The sequence below is a fragment of the Limnohabitans sp. WS1 genome, from assembly GCF_003063265.1.
Taxonomy (GTDB): domain Bacteria; phylum Pseudomonadota; class Gammaproteobacteria; order Burkholderiales; family Burkholderiaceae_C; genus Limnohabitans_A.
The window spans coordinates 200006-217737 of record NZ_NERU01000003.1 but is presented as its reverse complement, the minus strand read 5'-3'; the positions used below and the strand labels follow the sequence as shown (position 1 = coordinate 217737).

General features: G+C 56.6%; 16 protein-coding genes and 4 tRNA genes. 8 read left to right on the top strand and 12 right to left on the bottom strand.

What is annotated here, in order from left to right:
- Positions 1 to 93 precede the first annotated feature (93 nt).
- The gene (locus B9Z48_RS06625) at positions 94 to 1077 is read left to right on the top strand and encodes a Bug family tripartite tricarboxylate transporter substrate binding protein (RefSeq protein WP_368664972.1); all 984 of its coding nucleotides are present in this window, start codon (positions 94 to 96) and stop codon (positions 1075 to 1077) included.
- Between the two features lie 121 nt (positions 1078 to 1198).
- On the opposite strand, the gene acs is transcribed toward B9Z48_RS06625, so the two are convergent.
- Positions 1199 to 3160: an acetate--CoA ligase gene (gene acs, locus B9Z48_RS06620; protein WP_089958386.1), complete on the bottom strand. Its 1962-nt coding sequence runs from the start codon at positions 3158 to 3160 to the stop codon at positions 1199 to 1201.
- Positions 3161 to 3339: 179 nt separating this feature from the next.
- Between acs and B9Z48_RS06615 the strand changes: the two genes are divergently transcribed.
- The 3 genes from B9Z48_RS06615 to murI all read left to right on the top strand — a co-directional run bounded on the left by B9Z48_RS06615 (position 3340) and on the right by murI (position 6473).
- Positions 3340 to 3942, top strand: coding sequence for a TIGR00645 family protein (locus B9Z48_RS06615; RefSeq protein WP_089958390.1), 603 nt, complete (start codon positions 3340 to 3342; stop codon positions 3940 to 3942).
- A gap of 34 nt (positions 3943 to 3976) precedes the next feature.
- The gene (locus B9Z48_RS06610; RefSeq protein ID WP_089958395.1) at positions 3977 to 5530 is read left to right on the top strand and encodes a fumarate hydratase; all 1554 of its coding nucleotides are present in this window, start codon (positions 3977 to 3979) and stop codon (positions 5528 to 5530) included.
- An 85-nt stretch (positions 5531 to 5615) separates the two neighbouring features.
- Positions 5616 to 6473, top strand: a complete 858-nt coding sequence (gene murI / locus B9Z48_RS06605; protein ID WP_089958633.1) for a glutamate racemase — start codon at positions 5616 to 5618, stop codon at positions 6471 to 6473.
- A gap of 29 nt (positions 6474 to 6502) precedes the next feature.
- On the opposite strand, the gene B9Z48_RS06600 is transcribed toward murI, so the two are convergent.
- From B9Z48_RS06600 to B9Z48_RS06580, 6 genes are all read right to left on the bottom strand, one after another.
- Complete coding sequence (locus B9Z48_RS06600) at positions 6503 to 7810, bottom strand: MFS transporter (RefSeq protein ID WP_089958402.1); 1308 nt, start codon at positions 7808 to 7810, stop codon at positions 6503 to 6505.
- Positions 7811 to 7815: 5 nt separating this feature from the next.
- Entirely contained in the window at positions 7816 to 8448 is a 633-nt protein-coding gene (locus B9Z48_RS06595; RefSeq protein ID WP_089958406.1) for a DUF6806 family protein, read from the bottom strand.
- A gap of 20 nt (positions 8449 to 8468) precedes the next feature.
- Positions 8469 to 8561: transfer RNA gene (locus tag B9Z48_RS06590), tRNA-Leu, on the bottom strand.
- A gap of 39 nt (positions 8562 to 8600) precedes the next feature.
- Entirely contained in the window at positions 8601 to 8993 is a 393-nt protein-coding gene (locus tag B9Z48_RS06585; RefSeq protein ID WP_089958411.1) for an MAPEG family protein, read from the bottom strand.
- 121 nt (positions 8994 to 9114) lie between these two features.
- Positions 9115 to 9285: a hypothetical protein gene (locus B9Z48_RS21640; RefSeq protein WP_194944765.1), complete on the bottom strand. Its 171-nt coding sequence runs from the start codon at positions 9283 to 9285 to the stop codon at positions 9115 to 9117.
- A gap of 170 nt (positions 9286 to 9455) precedes the next feature.
- Positions 9456 to 10091 carry a glutathione S-transferase family protein gene (locus tag B9Z48_RS06580; protein ID WP_089958417.1) on the bottom strand — a complete coding sequence of 212 codons (636 nt, stop codon included), beginning with the start codon at positions 10089 to 10091 and terminating at the stop codon, positions 9456 to 9458.
- A gap of 121 nt (positions 10092 to 10212) precedes the next feature.
- On the opposite strand from B9Z48_RS06580, the gene B9Z48_RS06575 reads away from it, so the two are divergent.
- From B9Z48_RS06575 to B9Z48_RS06560, 4 genes are all read left to right on the top strand, one after another.
- On the top strand, positions 10213 to 11148 hold the full coding sequence (locus B9Z48_RS06575; protein WP_108377574.1) for a nitronate monooxygenase family protein: 936 nt from the start codon (positions 10213 to 10215) through the stop codon (positions 11146 to 11148).
- A 102-nt stretch (positions 11149 to 11250) separates the two neighbouring features.
- Positions 11251 to 11703: an FKBP-type peptidyl-prolyl cis-trans isomerase gene (locus B9Z48_RS06570; protein ID WP_089958637.1), complete on the top strand. Its 453-nt coding sequence runs from the start codon at positions 11251 to 11253 to the stop codon at positions 11701 to 11703.
- A 35-nt stretch (positions 11704 to 11738) separates the two neighbouring features.
- Positions 11739 to 12917 carry a pyridoxal phosphate-dependent aminotransferase gene (locus B9Z48_RS06565; RefSeq protein ID WP_108377573.1) on the top strand — a complete coding sequence of 393 codons (1179 nt, stop codon included), beginning with the start codon at positions 11739 to 11741 and terminating at the stop codon, positions 12915 to 12917.
- 58 nt (positions 12918 to 12975) lie between these two features.
- On the top strand, positions 12976 to 13254 hold the full coding sequence (locus B9Z48_RS06560; RefSeq protein ID WP_089958432.1) for a cupin domain-containing protein: 279 nt from the start codon (positions 12976 to 12978) through the stop codon (positions 13252 to 13254).
- 77 nt (positions 13255 to 13331) lie between these two features.
- Here B9Z48_RS06560 and B9Z48_RS06555 read toward each other — a convergent pair.
- The 5 genes from B9Z48_RS06555 to clpX all read right to left on the bottom strand — a co-directional run bounded on the left by B9Z48_RS06555 (position 13332) and on the right by clpX (position 17673).
- Positions 13332 to 13405 (bottom strand) — tRNA-Cys (locus B9Z48_RS06555).
- Between the two features lie 66 nt (positions 13406 to 13471).
- Positions 13472 to 13547, bottom strand: a tRNA-Gly gene (locus B9Z48_RS06550).
- 162 nt (positions 13548 to 13709) lie between these two features.
- Positions 13710 to 13785, bottom strand: a tRNA-Gly gene (locus B9Z48_RS06545).
- 99 nt (positions 13786 to 13884) lie between these two features.
- Positions 13885 to 16308, bottom strand: a complete 2424-nt coding sequence (lon, locus tag B9Z48_RS06540; protein ID WP_089958436.1) for an endopeptidase La — start codon at positions 16306 to 16308, stop codon at positions 13885 to 13887.
- 99 nt (positions 16309 to 16407) lie between these two features.
- Positions 16408 to 17673, bottom strand: coding sequence for an ATP-dependent Clp protease ATP-binding subunit ClpX (gene clpX / locus B9Z48_RS06535; RefSeq protein WP_089958441.1), 1266 nt, complete (start codon positions 17671 to 17673; stop codon positions 16408 to 16410).
- Positions 17674 to 17732 lie beyond the last annotated feature (59 nt).

Genomic DNA, 17732 nt, shown 5'->3' with positions numbered 1-17732 from the left:
GGGTGACCGGGTCAGGGCGGCGACACAGGTTTGTCCTCTTGCCGTGAAAAAAAACATGGCATTCAATTGGATTTCCATTTCAAGGAGACCCTTTTGAATTCGAACAAGCTTCCCCGTCGTACCTTTGTTCAGGCCTCGGCCGCCATGGCCGTCACGCTGGGGTTTCCAAGCCTGTCGCAAGCGCAGGCTTTTCCGGCCAAACCCATCAAACTGATCTGCCCCTGGCCTGCAGGTGGCTCCAGCGATGCGGTCATGCGAGCCTTGGCCGAAAGTGCCAGCAAAGCCTTGGGCGGACAGGTGATCGTCGAGAACAAGCCGGGTGCCAGTGGCATGTTGGGCCCCAACGAATTGGTTCGTGCCCAGCCCGACGGCTACACCCTGTCGCAAATCACGATCGGCGTGGCGCGTTTGCCGCACATGCAAAAAATGCAGTTCGATCCGCTCAAAGACTTCACTTACATCGCGTGCCTGACGGGCTACACCTTTGGCGTGGTGGTGCGGTCCGACTCCCCCATCAAGTCAATTGCAGACCTCGTGGCTTTTGCCAAAGCCAACCCGGGCAAGTTCACCTATGGGTCGACGGGCAATGGCACCACACCGCACTTGGCCTTTGCCGAATTCGCCAGCAAAGCCAAGATTGACGTCACCCATGTGCCCTTCAAAGGCAGCGCCGATGGCGTGCAAGCCGTGTTGGGCGGCCACGTCATGTCGCACAGCGACGCCACCGGCTGGGCCCCACAGGTGGAGGCAGGCACCATGCGTTTGCTGGCCACCTATGGCAGCAAACGCACCAAGCGCTGGCCCAATGTCCCCACACTCAACGAACTTGGTTTCGACACCGTCTCCGACTCACCCTTTGGCATTGGCGGCCCCAAGGGCATGGACCCGGCCGTGGTCAAGAAGTTGCACGACGCCTTCAAGCAAACCCTGCAAGACCCGGCCGTCATGGCCAGCTTCGACAAATATGACCAATCGGTGATCTACATGGGCACCGAGGAATACACCCAGTTCATCCGCAACACCTTCCAGTCCGAAAAAGCGACCATCGAACGCTTGGGCTTGGCCATGAAAACCTGAAAAAGGCCAATCCACCACGCATCCTGTTCTTGTTAAAACAGGCTGCAGACCCAAAAAAAAACGGCAGCCCAGGCTGCCGTTTTGCATGGCTGCCGGATCAAATCCGGCATGACACAGGGGATCAGTAAGCCTGACCCAGCTGGCCCAAGATGGCGGGGTTCTCGAGGGTGGAGATGTCTTGTGTGATCTCTTCGCCTTTGGCCAGCGAACGCAGCAGGCGGCGCATGATCTTGCCGGAACGGGTCTTGGGCAAGTTCTCGCCAAAGCGGATGTCCTTGGGCTTGGCGATCGGGCCGATTTCTTTGGCAATGTGGTCGCGCAATTGCTTGGCAATCGCCTTGCCTTCGTCGGTATTGGGCAATGCACGCTTGAGCACCACAAAGGCGCAAATCGCCTCGCCTGTGGTGTCGTCAGGGCGGCCCACCACGGCAGCTTCGGCCACCAGCTCGGTGCAGCTCACCAAAGCGGATTCGATTTCCATGGTGCCCATGCGGTGACCCGACACGTTCAGCACGTCGTCGATGCGGCCGGTGATGGTGAAGTAGCCGGTCTTCTCGTCACGGATCGAGCCGTCGCCAGCCAAGTAATACTTGCCCTTGAAGTCTTCAGGGTAGTAGCTCTTCTTGAAGCGCTCAGGATCACCCCAGATGTTGCGGATCATGGAAGGCCATGGGCGCTTGACGACCAAAATGCCACCTTGGCCATTGGGCATGTCTTCACCTGTTTCGCTCACGATGGCGGCCTGGATGCCGGGGAAAGGCAGTGTGCAGGAACCGGGCACCATGGGTGTAGCGCCGGGCAGCGGCGTGATCATGTGGCCGCCGGTTTCGGTTTGCCAGAAGGTGTCGACGATGGGGCAATTGCCGCCACCAACGTGCTGGTGGTACCACTCCCATGCAGCAGGGTTGATCGGCTCACCGACCGAGCCCAACAGGCGCAAGCTGCTGAGGTCATAGCTCTTGGGGTGCACCGCATCGTTGGCTTCTGCGGCCTTGATAAGCGAGCGAATGGCGGTGGGCGCGGTGTAGAAGATGGTGGCTTTGTGGTCCTGAATCATCTTCCAAAAGCGGCCCGCATCAGGGTAAGTGGGCACGCCCTCGAACACGATTTCGGTGCCACCCAAAGCCAAGGGGCCATAGGTGATGTAAGTGTGGCCCGTGACCCAGCCGATGTCGGCGGTGCACCAGAACACGTCGTCGGCCTTCAAATCGAAGGTCCACTTGGTGGTCAAAGCGGCATGCAGCAAATAGCCGCCCGTGCTGTGCTGAACACCTTTGGGTTTGCCGGTAGAGCCGGACGTGTAGAGCAAGAACAGGGGGTGCTCGGCACCGACCCACTCGGGCTCGCAGGTGGTGGCTTGCTGGTCGGCCAAGTCGGCCATCCACTGGTCGCGGCCAGCGGTCATGGCGATGTTGGCGCCCGAGCGCTTGACAACCAGGACGTTTTGGATGGAGCCGCAACCGCCCAAATTGATGGCGTCGTCCACGATGGATTTGAGGGGCAACAACTTGCCGCCACGCACCTGGTTGTCTGCGGTGATCACAGCCACAGCGCCCGTGTCTTCGATGCGGTCACGCAGCGACTGCGCCGAGAAACCACCAAACACCACCGAGTGGGTCGCGCCGATGCGGGCGCAGGCCTGCATGGCGGCCACGCCTTCGATGGACATGGAGATGTAGATGACGACGCGGTCACCCTTTTTGATGCCCAAGCTCTTCAAAGCGTTGGCGTACTGGCAAGTTTTGGCCAGCAGCTGGCTGTAGGTGATCTTGGTCACTTCCCCGCCGTCGGCTTCAAAAATGATAGCGGTCTTGTCGCCCAAGCCTTTTTCGACGTTGCGGTCCAGGCAGTTGTACGAGGCGTTCAGCGTGCCGTCTTCGAACCACTTGAAGAAAGGCGCGTTGGACTCGTCCAGCACCTTGGTGAAAGGTGTCTTCCAGCTGATCAGCTCTTTGGCCAGGCGGGCCCAATAGCCTTCGTAATCGGTTTCGGCTTCTTTGCACAGCGCTTCGTACGCAGCCATGCCGGAAACATGGGCGTTTTTCACGAAGTCAGCGCTGGGTTGGTAAAGGTTTGAACTCATCAGATTTGTCTCCTCAATGACATGACGTTGTTTAAAACTGGTGCAAATGTCTGCTTTCGCTCTTACAAAGCACTGACTGACATGAGTCTTGCACGGGTGATGGCGCGATACCGGATGGGACCGCCTAAAATCCGAATGATGTCACGAGAGACGCTTGCTCTCATCAAACCAGGAAAAACATGTCCAAACCCACACCTCCCGCCAAAATCAACTTGAGCCCCTTGAGCGCCTTCATTTTTGCCAGCCGTTGGCTGCAATTGCCTTTGTATTTGGGCCTGATCGCCGCACAAGCCGTGTACGTGTTCCATTTCTGGGTCGAATTGGTGCACTTGCTGGAAGCCGCTTTTGGCAGCCAAACCGCCTTACAAGCTTTGGTCAACAGCATCGGTTACAAAGCCGATGTGCAGCTGACGGCCTTGAACGAAACCGTGATCATGTTGGTCGTGTTGGCCCTGATCGACGTGGTCATGATCTCGAACTTGTTGATCATGGTCATCGTGGGCGGCTACGAAACCTTTGTCTCACGCCTGAACCTCGAAGGCCACCCCGACCAGCCCGAGTGGCTGAGCCACGTCAATGCTTCGGTGCTCAAGGTCAAGCTGGGCACGGCCATCATCGGCATCAGCTCGATCCACTTGCTCAAGACCTTCATCAATGCCGCCAACTACGACGAAAAAGTGCTGATGTGGCAAACCCTGATCCACATGGCGTTCTTGCTCAGCGCGATTGCCATCGCCTATGCTGACCGCCTGATGTCGCACCACGACAAATCCGACCATTGAACCCTTGACTCACGACTCTCCATTGGAACGACCCATGACCACCCTGATCAAACAAGACGACCTGATCGAATCCGTTGCCGCAGCGCTGCAGTACATCAGCTACTACCACCCGGCCGACTTCATCTCGCACCTGGCCAGCGCCTACGAGCGCGAGCAAAGCCCCGCAGCCAAGGACGCGATTGCGCAAATCCTGACCAACAGCAAGATGAGCGCCTTTGGCCACCGCCCGATTTGCCAGGACACCGGCATCGTCAACGTGTTCCTTGAAGTCGGCATGGACGTGAAATTTGACGGCTTTACCGGCAGCCTGGAAGACGCCATCAACGAAGGCGTGCGCCGTGGCTACAACCACCCCGACAACACGCTGCGTGCATCGGTCGTGTCTGACCCACACTTCAACCGCAAGAACACCAAGGACAACACGCCTGCGGTGATCTTCACCAAGATCGTGCCCGGCCACCATGTGCATGTGACCGTCGCAGCCAAAGGCGGCGGCAGTGAGAACAAGTCCAAGCTGATCATGCTCAACCCTGGCGACAGCATCGTCGACTGGGTGCTCAAGACGGTGCCCACCATGGGCGCGGGCTGGTGCCCTCCGGGCATGCTGGGTATTGGCATTGGCGGCACCGCCGAAAAAGCCGTGCTTCTGGCCAAGGAAAGCCTGATGGAAGACCTGGACATGTACCAGCTGCTCGAAAAATCCAGCAAGGGCGAGAAGCTCGACCAGGTCGAAGAAATGCGCCTGGAGCTCTACCACAAGGTCAACGCCCTGGGCATTGGCGCGCAAGGCTTGGGTGGCCTCACCACCGTGCTCGACATCAAAATCAAGATGTACCCCACACACGCGGCCAGCAAGCCCGTGGCCATGATCCCCAACTGCGCGGCCACCCGCCACGCGCACTTTGTGCTCGACGGCTCCGGGCCCAGCTACCTCGAAGCACCTTCGCTCGACCTGTGGCCCAACGTGGGCTGGACGGCCGACACCGAAAAGAGCCAGCGCGTGGACCTGAACACCTTGACGCCCGAACAGGTCGCCGCCTGGAAACCCGGCCAGACCCTGCTGCTCAACGGCAAGATGCTCACGGGCCGCGACGCTGCGCACAAACGCATCCAGGACATGCTGGCCAAGGGCGAAAAACTGCCGGTGGACTTCACCAACCGCGTGATCTATTACGTGGGCCCGGTGGACCCGGTGGGCGACGAAGCCGTGGGCCCTGCTGGCCCGACCACGTCCACCCGCATGGACGGCTTCACCGAAATGATGCTGGCGCAAACCGGCCTGATCGCCATGATCGGCAAGGCCGAGCGCGGCCCGGTCGCCATCGAAGCCATCAAGAAGCACAAAAGCGCTTACCTGATGGCCGTGGGCGGCGCGGCTTATCTCGTGTCCAAAGCCATCAAACACGCCCAAGTGGTGGGCTTTGCCGACATGGGCATGGAAGCCATCTATGAATTCGACGTGGTCGACATGCCTGTGACGGTGGCGGTGGACGCGGGCGGCACCAGCGCCCACATCACCGGCCCCGCCGAATGGCAAAAGCGCATCGCCACGGGCGAGTTCAAAGGCATTGGCGTCACAGCCGCCTGATGCAGGCAATGACCCGAAAGGCCGCATCAGCGGCCTTTTTTTCAAGCCGACCAAACCACAACTGACCTTGAGCGCCCCCTCTGACATGAACGCAGCGTCCCGCCCCATCGGGGTTTTTGACAGCGGTATCGGTGGCCTGAGCGTGTTGCAGGCCCTGCAAAGCGCCCTGCCCCACGAGCACTTTGTGTATTTGGCCGACAACGCACACGCGCCTTATGGTGAAAAAACCGATCTGCAGGTGAGACAACGCACGCACGCCATCACCGAGCATTTGCTGAACCAACACCACATCAAGGCCTTGGTGGTGGCTTGCAACACCGCCACGGCTGCGGCCATCCATGAGCTGCGCACACGGCATCCACAACTGCCGCTGGTTGGGGTAGAGCCCGCGCTCAAACCCGCCGCAGCCCTGAGCCAAACAGGCCACATTGGCGTCATCGCCACCCGGGGCACGGTGGCCAGTGACAAGTTTGCGCGATTGCTGGACTCGGTGGAGGGACAAGCCCAATTCACGGTGCAAGCCTGCAATGGGCTGGCCTTGGCGATTGAGCAAAGCACCTTGCCCCAGCACGCCGACGAGGCCCAGCAACGCATCACCGAACTGCTGGCGCACTACACCAGCGCCATGGGCACTTTTGGAACAGGCCCTGGACAAATGGACACGCTGGTGTTGGGCTGCACCCATTACGTGTTTGTGGAAAATCAACTTCGAACGCTGCTGGGACCCGATGTGCAGCGGGTGTCCACGGGCGAAGCCGTGGCCCGACAAACACGGCGCTTGCTGGAAGCCGCTGGCATGCTGCGCTCAGGCCCCGCACCGCTGTCGGCGGCACAGCGCATGAGCTTGTTCACCACCGGTGACCTGCACGGCCTTCAGGCCGCGGCAAAGCGATGGCTGGGTTTGCCGCCAGGAGCTTGCCACAAAGCGCCACCACAAGTCTGAAGGCACCCACTCCAGGGGTGGGCTGCAACTCAATCAGCGCCCTGCCCCAGTGCCATGCGACGACCGCGCTGCATGTTCACCGGCATCAACAAGACCAGGCCCAACACAAACAACAAAGAAGTCGAGCCAATCGCCAGGCGCTGGTTGCCATCGCTCAGCCAAGTGATCAGGCCATAAGTCAACGGCCCCAGAATGCTGGCCAGTCGAACGGCAAATGTCCACAGACCAAAAAACTCACCCAAGCGCTGGGGCGGCACCATCAAACCGGCCATGGCGCGACCCGCAGACTGGCTCGATCCCATGCAAAAACCGGCAACCCCAGCCGCCCACCAGAACGTGGCTTTGTCGGCAGACAAGGCCGCAATGAAGCAAGTGGCCACCCAGCCCAACAAAGTCAGTGACAGCGTCAGTTTGTGGCCCAAGCGGTCTTGCACATGACCAAACACCAAAGCCCCCACAAACGCCGCAATGTTGAGCACAAAGATCAGCACCATGGTTTCTTGGGGCTGAAACCCGATGACCTGCTCGGCGTAAATGGCTGCCAAGGTGATGGCGACGGCCACACCGCCTTGGTAGGCCACGGCGCAAGCAAGCAGTTGGATGAAGTCTCGATAAGGCAAGGCCTCGCGCAGGGTTTGGCGCAAATGGCGCAGGCTCTGCATGGCCGAATGCACCGGGGCATCGGGCCGGGCGGGCGAATGCTCGCGCAACAAAGCAAACGTCACCCAAGCCGCTGCGCCATACACAGCCGCCGTGATGAGCATGGTCACGGGCACAAATTGGCTGCCCGACTCGCCGCGCGACTGAGCAGCCAGCACATAAGCCAGGCAGACGCCCAGCGTGAGCATGCCACCGATGTAACCCAGCGACCAGCCCCAACCACTCACGCGACCCATGGCTTCGGGCTTGGCCAATTCGGGTAAAAAAGAAGCGGTCAGCGACTCGCCATAAGAAAAAAAAGTGTTGGACAGCACCAAAATGAACAAGCCCAAAGCCACTTGCCCCGGTCCCACCAAGGCCAAAGCCGCTGTGCTGAGCACACAGCCTACGGTCACCCACATCAGCAAGCGTTTTTTGCCAGCGACCCGATCAGCCCATGCCCCCAAACCGGGCATGGTGAGCATGACGATGAAATAAGACAGGCTCAGGCCCGAAGTCCAGGCCAAGGTGGCCCAGCTTGCGCCATCGGCCACGCCACCCACAAAGTAAGCAGCAAACACGGCGGTGATGACCACCGTGGAATAGCCCGAGTTGGCAAAATCGTACATGGCCCAGCCGAAAACCTCGCGCATGCGAACCCCCGGGTTCAGCGCATCACGAGAAAACAAGCCGAGCATGGCAATCAGTGCAAATGTCGTGGACGGCGACCGCCACCCCCGTGGCTGCCGTTGCCGTTGCCCCCTGCACCTTTGGGGGGCTTACCCAGCTCCAATGAACTGACCAGGTTGTCAAAGCGCTGACTGAAGAGCTTGTCGATTTCAGACACTACACCCGACAACTCGGCCCCATCAAAGTGCCGTTCCATCATGTTCACGACGTCGTGGATGAGCAAATCGCGCTGGGCCTGCATGATGGCCCCAGGGTCCGGCCCCACAAACAACATGACAAAGTCGTCGCGAGAATCGGCGCCACTGGCTTCATCCTCGTCGTCAAATTCGGTGTCGTAAAAAGTGACTTCAATGGGTGTGCCTGCAGAGGACAACTCATTGAGGTTCATGCACAAGTCTTCCATGACCATGCGGAAATCTTCATCCCCCCGCACAGTCCAGCACATTTGCAGTCGATGTGAGCTGGCATCAAAACGAATGCCAGGCTCTTCTTCGTAAAGGCTTGAAGAGGCTTCATTCAAAGATCTTGCGCCAGCGTATTGCCAAAGTGGCTTGAGCGCTTCCTGAATGGATTTGAGGTCGGTGCCGGATTTGATCGGCACATCACCATGCACGTGGATTTCAAGCGGTGCGTTGTCTTGGTTCATGATGATGTTGATGTGTACTTTGGTGCCCCGAGCCGGAATCGAACCGGCACGCCCGTTATTCACGAAGCAACGGATTTTAAGTCCGGTGTGTCTACCGATTTCACCACCGGGGCAGAGGCTCTATTGTGCCTTGAGATCGGGCCGATAAAGTCTCAACTTGTTTGCAAATTGAGCATGGCCAATGCATAAAGTGCCACAACCGACACATAGGCGGCTGACCACACCATGGTTCGCCACTTCGGTTTGTTGCTGACGTAACAAAAAACATAAGCGGTGCGGGCGGTCACAAACAAAATGGACAAGGCGTCGACCGTATGGGGATCCACCCCAGTCAACAAAGCCAAAATCACACCCACCGCAAAGAAGGGAAAGGCCTCAAAACAGTTGGCTTGAGCGGCATTAGCGCGGGCTCGAAAACCTGTTTGTGATGCCAACCACGCCCTCGGGTCACTGTTGTCGTAGCCCTTAAAACCCGATTTGGCGATGCCCGCACAAACGACCGGCATGATCCCTGCGACCAAAACCGCTGCATAGGAAATCAGCATTCCATACCCCCTTGATGAGCAAAGCCTGTGAACAATAGACGAACCGCGTGACCACCAATTAAAAAGCCACTGAGGTCATCAGTGGCTTGCCAAGTCAGGATCAAAAACCTGAGGTGCAGGATCAACCGCCCTTTTTGGAACGCTTGCCAGGATTTTTCTTGCTGCGAGTGGCCACGCCACGCTCAAGGCTGACGCGCTGACCACGACCGCCGGTGCGCAAGGTCACACCAGGCAAAGCTGGCAGTGGGGGGGTGAATTTACGATCTGCTTCGGTGACGATTTTGTTGCCCATCTATGGCTCCAGATAAATAATGCAAAGCGATATTAGGCCACAAGAAGTGGCCTATTCCATCCAATGGACACGATTGACCTGAGAATTTAAGACCCAGCAAGCATGAACTTCGCCCTTGGAGGACGGCCTCCCTGGCACTGCAAGCGGCTCATCAGGCACAAATGTTGCGTTCAGTCGGCCCTGCGCAACGCGACTGCAAAGCCCCTTTGAACCGCCGGCCGAGCCATCATGCGCTCGTACCAACGCTGGACATGAGGAAATTCACTCAAATCCACCCGATGCCGAGCATGACGCCAAACCCAACCCAAAATCGCGAAGTCAGCAATCGACAATTCGCCTGCAAAAAACGCATGCTCGGCCAAACGGCGGTCCATGACCCCATACAAACGCCGTGTTTCGCTCATGAAGCGTTGCAAACCATAGCGCCTGTCACCCTCGTCACTCAATGCAACAAAATGGTGCACCTGCCCTGGGGAGGGACCAAACCCACCCACTTGAAACATCAACCACTCCAGAACAGCCACCCGAGCAGCGCCTGAAGGGGGCAAAAACAGACCCGTCTTTTCTGCCAAGTACATCAAAATGGCACCCGACTCGAAAACGGTTTGCACTTGGCCATCCGGTCCATCGGTGTCCACCAAAACTGGGATTTTGTTATTGGGGCTGATGCGCAAAAAATCGGGATCAAATTGTTCATTTTGTGTGATGTCAACCACTTGCACCGCATAGGGCAAGCCCATCTCCTCCAAGGCCACCGAAATTTTTCGGGCGTTTGGGGTGTCAAAAGCCAACAGTGTCAATGCCATGCAACAAGCTCCTTGAAAAGGGTTCAGTTTATGGACAAAGCGTCCACCCCATGGACCACTCGGTGACTGCATGCCCAGACACCCGCGCTTATGATGATTTTTTAATCAAAAAGGCAAGTGCATGAACCGCGTACTGGCACACACCGGGGCCCAATACCCCATTTTGCAGGCTCCCATGGGCTGGATTGCCCGCAGCGCCTTGGCCTCGGCCGTCTCCAAGGCTGGTGGATTGGGCATCATCGAAACCTCGTCCGGGGAAACCGAAAATTGCCAACGTGAAATCCAGCGCATGCTCGACAGTGGGCTGCCCTTTGGCGTGAATCTTCCGATTCGTTTTTTGAAAGACGACGCCATGCTGCGTTACGTCTGCGAATCTGGCATCCGTTTTGTCACCACATCAGCCGGCAGTCCTGCCAAGTTTGTCGCCCCCTTAAAGGCCGCAGGCATTGCGGTCTACCATGCGGTCCCCACTCTTGAGGCTGCGTTGAAGTGTGCTCAAGCGGGTGTTGACGGCTTGGTGGTGGAGGGCTCCGAAGGCGGTGGTTTCAAAAATCCGGAAGAAGTCAGCACCTTGGTGCTGCTGCAAGCCATCCGCGAACACACCGATTTGCCCTTGATCGCTGCTGGCGGCATTGTGGATGGTCGCGGCATGGCTGCAGCATTTGCCTTGGGTGCCGAGGCGGTACAAATGGGCACCCGTTTTGTGGCTTGCGCAGAAAGCCCCGTTCACGCGCACTATAAACAAGCCATCGTGCAAGCGCCCACCACCGGCACCTACATGCTGAACACCCAGTCTTCGCCTTGCATTCGTGCCCTCAAAGCCCCTTTCACAAAAAGCTTGCACGAGGCAGGGCTGATGGGCCCCGAGGCCTTCAAAGGCATTCAGGACGTTTACTTTGGCGGAGACATGAATGCGGCCCCCGCTTTGGCGGGTCAATCGGCTGGACTGATCCATGAGGTCAAAACCGCCCGTGAAATCATCGAAGAAACCGTGGCCCAGTTCCACGCCATCTCGGCTCGTTTAGGACAACTGGCCTCGACAAGATCTTTTGGATGATGGGGAGCGCTGAACGGCTGTTGTTTTGATCGCATGCCTCGAACACCGGGCCTCCGTTAACATGACAGAAATTTCATTTTTTGCACTCTCCACCCCATGACCATGACCAAACATTTTCTCGCCCCATCGTTGACAAGCCTGACATTGGCTGCGTGTTTTGCCACATCAGCTTTTGCTCAAAACACCGTCATCACCGCCTCATCACAAGAACCGGGGGCTCAGCTGACCGCCTCAGGCATGGTCTACCGATCCCTCAAGGACGGCACCGGAGCCAGCCCCAAGGCTTCAGACAAGGTCAAAGTTCATTACCGAGGCACATTGCCCAATGGCAAGGAATTTGACAGCTCTTACAAACGCAACGAAGCCATCGAGTTCCCGCTGAACCGTGTGATTCCATGTTGGACCGAAGGTGTTCAACGCATGAAAGTTGGCGGCCAAGCCAAACTGACTTGCCCACCCGCCACGGCTTATGGCGAGCGTGGTGCAGGCGGCGTGATCCCACCCAACGCCACCCTTTTGTTTGAAGTTGAATTGCTGGCCATCAACGGTCAATAAATCCGCCAGACGCGTCACATCCCCCAGGAAAAAGCATGAAGCGCCAATCCCTCCGCATGGACCGGGTCGACACCCCCATCATTCCCACCATTGCCGCGCTGGTGCGCGATAACCCGGGCACCATTTCCTTGGGTCAAGGCGTTGTCAACTACGCCCCACCCGCCTCGGCCATTGCCGCTCTGCCCGAACTGATGGCTGACGCACAGCTGCACAAATACCAAGCGGTCAGCGGCATTGCACCTTTGGTCGAAGCCTTTCGACAAAAGTTGGCCGATGAAAACCAGGTGCACTGCGGCACGGAATCCCGAATCATGGTCACGGCTGGCAGCAACATGGCCTTTCTCAACTGCGTGCTGGCCGTGGCCGACCCCGGTGATGAGTTCATCCTGCCCATGCCGTATTACTTCAACCAGGAAATGGCCATTCGCATGTGTGGCTGCATCCCCGTGCCCGTCCCGACCCACAATGATTCGAGTTTGGATGTTCAGGCTTTGGCGGACGCCATCACGCCGCGCACCCGGGCCATTGTCACAGTGTCACCCAACAACCCAACGGGCGCTGTTTACAGCGAAGCCTCTTTGCGGGCAGTCAACGCCTTGTGCGCGAAAGCGGGCATTTACCATTTCAGCGACGAAGCCTATGAATACTTTACCTACGAAGGTGCTCAGCACTTTTCTCCGGCATCGATAGAGGGCGCACAAGGTCACACGCTGTCTTTTTACTCCATGTCCAAAAATTACGGCATGGCCAGCTGGCGAGTGGGTTATGTGGTCTACCCTGCTGATTTGTTTGATGCCATGAACAAAGTTCAAGACACCAACTTGATCTGCGCGCCAGTGGCTTCGCAACTGCTTGCACTGCAATCTTTAAGACTTGGCCGCGATTGGGTTCAGCCAAAAATTCAAAGCCTTTCCATGGTCCGCCATCAGGTCTACCAAGCCTTGGAGGACTTGGGCGATCTGGTGCAGTTCCCCCAAACCCAGGGGGCCTTTTATGTGCTCATGAAACTGCCTGGCATGGCTGACCCTATGGCGTTCAATCGCCACATGACTGAAAAATTCAAAGTCGCGACTTTGCCCGGTTTTGCTTTTGGTCTGACCGACCTGAACAAGGCCAATTACCAACGACTTTCTTATGGCGCATTGGATCCTGCTACGGTGGCACAAGGCGTGCAGCGCTTTGTGGCGGCGGTCAAAGACTGGTATCGAACTTAACGCGCTGACCTCTACACCCAAGCCTTCACCACATTGATTTTTTTCTTTCGCACAACCCATGTACACCATCTCACTTGAACAATTCACGGCCCAGTCCATGGACGAAGGCTTCGATGAAATCATCGTCCGCGAATGGGATGCCGATCTCCAACTCGACACCCACACCCATCCTTTTGATGTCAGTGCCCATGTGGTGCGCGGCGAGTTTTGGCTGACCGCCCATGACAAGGTGACGCATTTGAAGGCCGGTGATTTTTTTCGCTTGGCACGCGATGTGCCTCATGCAGAGAGATATGGTGCGCTGGGCGCCACCGTGTGGGTGGCCAGGGCCAACTGAACGAATATCAACAAGAGTTCACGACAGCTTCACCAAAAACAAATGCCTCAGCAGATGAACTGCTGAGGCATTGAAATTGGAGGCGCGACCCAGAGTCGAACTGGGCTAGACGGATTTGCAATCCGTTGCATAACCGCTTTGCTATCGCGCCCTTGTCAGTGAACTGACTTGGTCTCAATGGATCGTCAAGTGACAAACCCAAGAAACATTCAAAAATTGGAGCGGGAAACGAGATTCGAACTCGCGACCTCAACCTTGGCAAGGTTGCGCTCTACCAACTGAGCTATTCCCGCAAACAGAGCCTCTTATTATACAGCGTCAACAACAACATTGACCAGAATAAGAGACAAAACTCAAAACCATTTCAGAAGAACAAACTGCTGAAAAAATCCAAAAAAACAGGGAAGCTTTGGCTTCCCTGAGTTTAGAAAAATGATCAAACATTTTTCTTTATTTGGAGCGGGAAACGAGATTCGAACTCGCGACCTCAACCTTGGCAAGGTTGCGCTCTACCAACTGAGCTATTCCCGCATATTTCAATCAACTTGGCATTGTATGCTTTGTTGATTGCAATGGTCAAATTGTAATGCAATTTCAGGGGGGCTTTGAGCTCTTCCTGAAATTTTTACATCAATGTTTGACCGCCTCAGATTTTGCCGTTGTGGTGACCGCTGACAAGGCAGTCGCTGCGACCTCTTCCTCACTCAAAGGCATGGGTTTGGCCTCCAAGGCGACATCGAGCACCTGATCGATCCACTTGACCGGGACGATTTCCAAACCATTTTTGACATTTTCGGGAATGTCTTGCAGGTCTTTGACGTTGTCCTCAGGAATCAACACCGTTTTGATGCCACCACGCAATGCAGCCAGCAATTTTTCCTTCAATCCACCAATGGCCGTGACTTCGCCGCGCAGCGTGATCTCACCCGTCATGGCCACATCGGCACGCACGGGAATACCCGTCATGGCCGACACCATGGCGGTGGTCATGGCCGCACCGGCACTGGGACCATCTTTGGGGGTGGCACCGTCTGGCACGTGAATGTGCAGGTCTTTCTTCTCAAAGACTTCGTCCTTAATGCCCAAAAGACGTGAGCGGCTGCGCACCACGGTGCGAGCGGCCTCGACGGACTCCTTCATCACATCACCGAGCGAACCGGTGCGGGTGATCACGCCTTTGCCGGGCATCAGGGCTGCTTCGATGGTCAGCAAATCGCCGCCCACCTCTGTCCAGGCCAAACCAACGACTTGGCCCACTTGGTTTTTTTGCTCAGCACGGCCATAGGTGTACTTGCGAACACCCAAATAGTCATTCAGGTTGTCTGCATTCACCACCACCTGAGGTGTCATTTGCTTGAGCAACAAAGCCTTCACCACCTTGCGGCAGATTTTGCCCAACTCGCGTTCCAGCGACCGCACACCAGCTTCACGGGTGTAGTAACGCACCACATCGCGCACGGCCTCTTCGGTCACCAGGAGCTCAGAATCTTTGACCCCATTGTTGCCCATTTGCTTGGGCAGCAAATACTTCATGGCAATGTTGGTTTTTTCGTCTTCGGTGTATCCGGACAAACGGATCACTTCCATGCGGTCCAACAAGGCCGACGGAATGTTCATGGAATTGGAGGTCGCCACAAACATCACGTCGCTCAGGTCAAAGTCAACCTCGACGTAGTGGTCACCAAAGGTGTGGTTTTGCTCGGGATCCAACACCTCCAGCAAAGCACTCGACGGGTCGCCTCGAAAGTCAGTGCCCAGCTTGTCAATTTCATCAAGAAGGAACAGGGGGTTTTTGGTGCCCACCTTGTTCAGGTTTTGCAACACCTTGCCAGGCAATGCACCAATGTAGGTGCGGCGGTGCCCACGAATCTCGGCCTCGTCACGCATGCCGCCCAAAGCCATGCGCACGTACTTGCGTCCTGTGGCCTTGGCAATGGATTGGCCCAGCGAAGTCTTGCCCACGCCAGGTGGCCCCACCAAGCACAGAATTGGTGCTTTGACCTTGTCCACGCGTTGCTGCACCGCGAGGTATTCCAGGATGCGGTCTTTGACCTTGTCCAGACCGTAGTGGTCTTGGTTCAGGACCTCTTCGGCATTGGCCAGATCGTGCTTGAGCTTGGTTTTTTTGCCCCAAGGCAAACCAATCAAGACATCCAGGTAGTTGCGAACGACCGAAGCCTCGGCCGACATGGGGGACATGAGTTTGAGCTTTTTGAGCTCACCTTCGGCCTTTTTACGCGCCTCGGCAGACAGCTTAGCAGCCTTGATCTTTTTCTCAAGCTCCTCAATGTCAGCGCCCTCTTCCCCGTCGCCAAGTTCTTTTTGAATGGCTTTGACCTGCTCATTGAGGTAGAAGTCGCGCTGGTTTTTCTCCATTTGCCGTTTGACACGACCACGGATGCGCTTGTCCACATTCAAAATATCCACCTCGTGTTCGAGCTGGGCATACAGGTTTTCAAGCCGCAATTTGATGTTGGCCAAGTCCAGCACTTGCTGCTTGTTCTCGAGCTTGAGTGGCAAGTGCGCAGCGATGGTGTCAGCCAAACGGCCTGGATCATCGATGCTGGAGATCGAGGTCAGAATTTCGGGCGGAATCTTTTTGTTGAGTTTGACGTACTGGTCAAACTGCTGCATCACGGCACGGCGCAGCGCCTCAATTTCGCTGCTGGCATCGGATTGCTCGGACACAGGATCAACAGGGGTGAGCGAGGCCACAAAATGCGCTTCGCCATCCACAATGGATTTGACAATGGCACGTTGCTGGCCTTCAACCAACACTTTGACGGTGCCATCGGGCAATTTGAGCATCTGCAAGATGGTCGAGACACAACCCACGTCAAACATGTCGTCAACCGCAGGTTCGTCTTTGGCGGCTGTTTTTTGCGCCACCAACATGATGCGACGGTCGGCAGCCATGGCCGACTCAAGGGCCTTGATGCTCTTGGGGCGTCCCACAAACAAGGGAATCACCATGTGAGGGAACACCACCACGTCGCGCAGCGGCAACATGGGCAGTTCCATCAAGGTGGGCGGCAAAGGTGTGTGTCCAGACATGGTGTATCCCTCGGATCAATTCAGCTACACATGGATGCTGCCCCCGCAATTTCAAGCCATTCATGACAAATGGTTTGCGGGCGGTGCAGCCAAGATGGGTCAGGCCTGTTTGGCCGACTCGCGGTAAACCAGCAAGGGAGGTTTGTTGTCGTCGATGACGGACTCGTCCACCACCACTTTTTCAACATTCGCTTGGTTGGGCAATTCAAACATGGTGTCGATCAAGGCTTGCTCCATGATGGAACGCAAACCACGTGCACCCGTTTTGCGGGCCAAGGCTTTGCGGGCCATGGCTGTGAGTGCATTGGGGCGCACTTCAAGGTCAACGCCTTCCATGGCCAAGAGCTTGGTGAATTGTTTGACGACAGCGTTTTTCGGCTCGGTCAGAATTTGCACCAAGGCCTCTTCGGTGAGTTCAGCCAAGGTGGCGATCACGGGCAAACGACCGACCAACTCGGGAATCAGGCCAAATTTGATCAGATCTTCTGGCTCCACTTCATTGAACACATCGGTGAGCGAGCGTTGCTTCTTGCTTTTGACAGAAGCCCCGAAGCCAATCCCGCCTGATTCAGTGCGGTTCTCAATGACCTTTTCAAGACCTGCAAAGGCGCCACCACAAATGAACAAGATGTTGGTGGTGTCGATCTGCAAAAAGTCTTGGTTGGGGTGCTTGCGGCCACCTTGAGGAGGCACACTGGCCATGGTGCCTTCGACCAACTTGAGCAAAGCCTGTTGCACACCCTCACCCGACACATCACGGGTGATCGAGGGGTTGTCCGACTTGCGGGTGATCTTGTCGATTTCGTCGATGTAGACAATGCCGCGTTGCGCACGCTCGACGTCGTAGTTGCAAGTTTGCAGCAGCTTGGCCACGATGTTCTCAACGTCCTCGCCCACATAACCGGCTTCGGTCAACGTGGTGGCATCGGCCATGACAAAGGGCACGTCCAACATCCGGGCCATGGTCTGAGCCAACAGGGTTTTGCCTGAGCCGGTTGGGCCGATCAGCAAAATGTTGCTCTTGGCCAATTCGACCTCGTCTTTTTTGGCCGACTCTTTGTGCTTGAGGCGTTTGTAGTGGTTGTACACCGCCACCGCCAAGCTGCGCTTGGCCTTTTCCTGACCAATCACATAATTGTCCAGGTTGTTCTTGATGTCCAACGGTGTGGGCAAACCCTCTTTGGCCCCTTCAGCCACCGTGGTGGTGGCCAGTTCATCGCGCACGATGTCATTGCACAAGTCAATGCATTCGTCACAGATGAACACAGAAGGACCTGCTATCAGCTTTTTGACCTCGTGCTGGCTCTTGCCACAAAAGGAGCAAAACAGGTTTTTTTCAGTGCTTGAGCCTTTTTTGTCGGCCATAAATGTCGCCTCGGAATCCGGATATTCGTCAATGATAACGAAAGAAAAACGGCGCTCAC

Excerpts from the sequence above, each read along its gene's own strand:
- B9Z48_RS06615 (WP_089958390.1), top strand. The coding sequence starts at position 3,340 with ATGTCCAAACCCACACCTCCCGCCAAAATCAACTTGAGCCCCTTGAGC.
- B9Z48_RS06575 (WP_108377574.1), top strand. The coding sequence starts at position 10,213 with ATGAACCGCGTACTGGCACACACCGGGGCCCAATACCCCATTTTGCAG.
- acs (WP_089958386.1), bottom strand. The coding sequence starts at position 3,160 with ATGAGTTCAAACCTTTACCAACCCAGCGCTGACTTCGTGAAAAACGCC.
- B9Z48_RS06570 (WP_089958637.1), top strand. The coding sequence starts at position 11,251 with ATGACCAAACATTTTCTCGCCCCATCGTTGACAAGCCTGACATTGGCT.
- B9Z48_RS06600 (WP_089958402.1), bottom strand. The coding sequence starts at position 7,810 with ATGCTCGGCTTGTTTTCTCGTGATGCGCTGAACCCGGGGGTTCGCATG.
- lon (WP_089958436.1), bottom strand. The coding sequence starts at position 16,308 with ATGTCTGGACACACACCTTTGCCGCCCACCTTGATGGAACTGCCCATG.
- B9Z48_RS21640 (WP_194944765.1), bottom strand. The coding sequence starts at position 9,285 with ATGGGCAACAAAATCGTCACCGAAGCAGATCGTAAATTCACCCCCCCA.
- clpX (WP_089958441.1), bottom strand. The coding sequence starts at position 17,673 with ATGGCCGACAAAAAAGGCTCAAGCACTGAAAAAAACCTGTTTTGCTCC.
- B9Z48_RS06565 (WP_108377573.1), top strand. The coding sequence starts at position 11,739 with ATGAAGCGCCAATCCCTCCGCATGGACCGGGTCGACACCCCCATCATT.
- B9Z48_RS06580 (WP_089958417.1), bottom strand. The coding sequence starts at position 10,091 with ATGGCATTGACACTGTTGGCTTTTGACACCCCAAACGCCCGAAAAATT.
- B9Z48_RS06610 (WP_089958395.1), top strand. The coding sequence starts at position 3,977 with ATGACCACCCTGATCAAACAAGACGACCTGATCGAATCCGTTGCCGCA.
- murI (WP_089958633.1), top strand. The coding sequence starts at position 5,616 with ATGAACGCAGCGTCCCGCCCCATCGGGGTTTTTGACAGCGGTATCGGT.
- B9Z48_RS06560 (WP_089958432.1), top strand. The coding sequence starts at position 12,976 with ATGTACACCATCTCACTTGAACAATTCACGGCCCAGTCCATGGACGAA.
- B9Z48_RS06595 (WP_089958406.1), bottom strand. The coding sequence starts at position 8,448 with ATGAACCAAGACAACGCACCGCTTGAAATCCACGTGCATGGTGATGTG.
- B9Z48_RS06585 (WP_089958411.1), bottom strand. The coding sequence starts at position 8,993 with ATGCTGATTTCCTATGCAGCGGTTTTGGTCGCAGGGATCATGCCGGTC.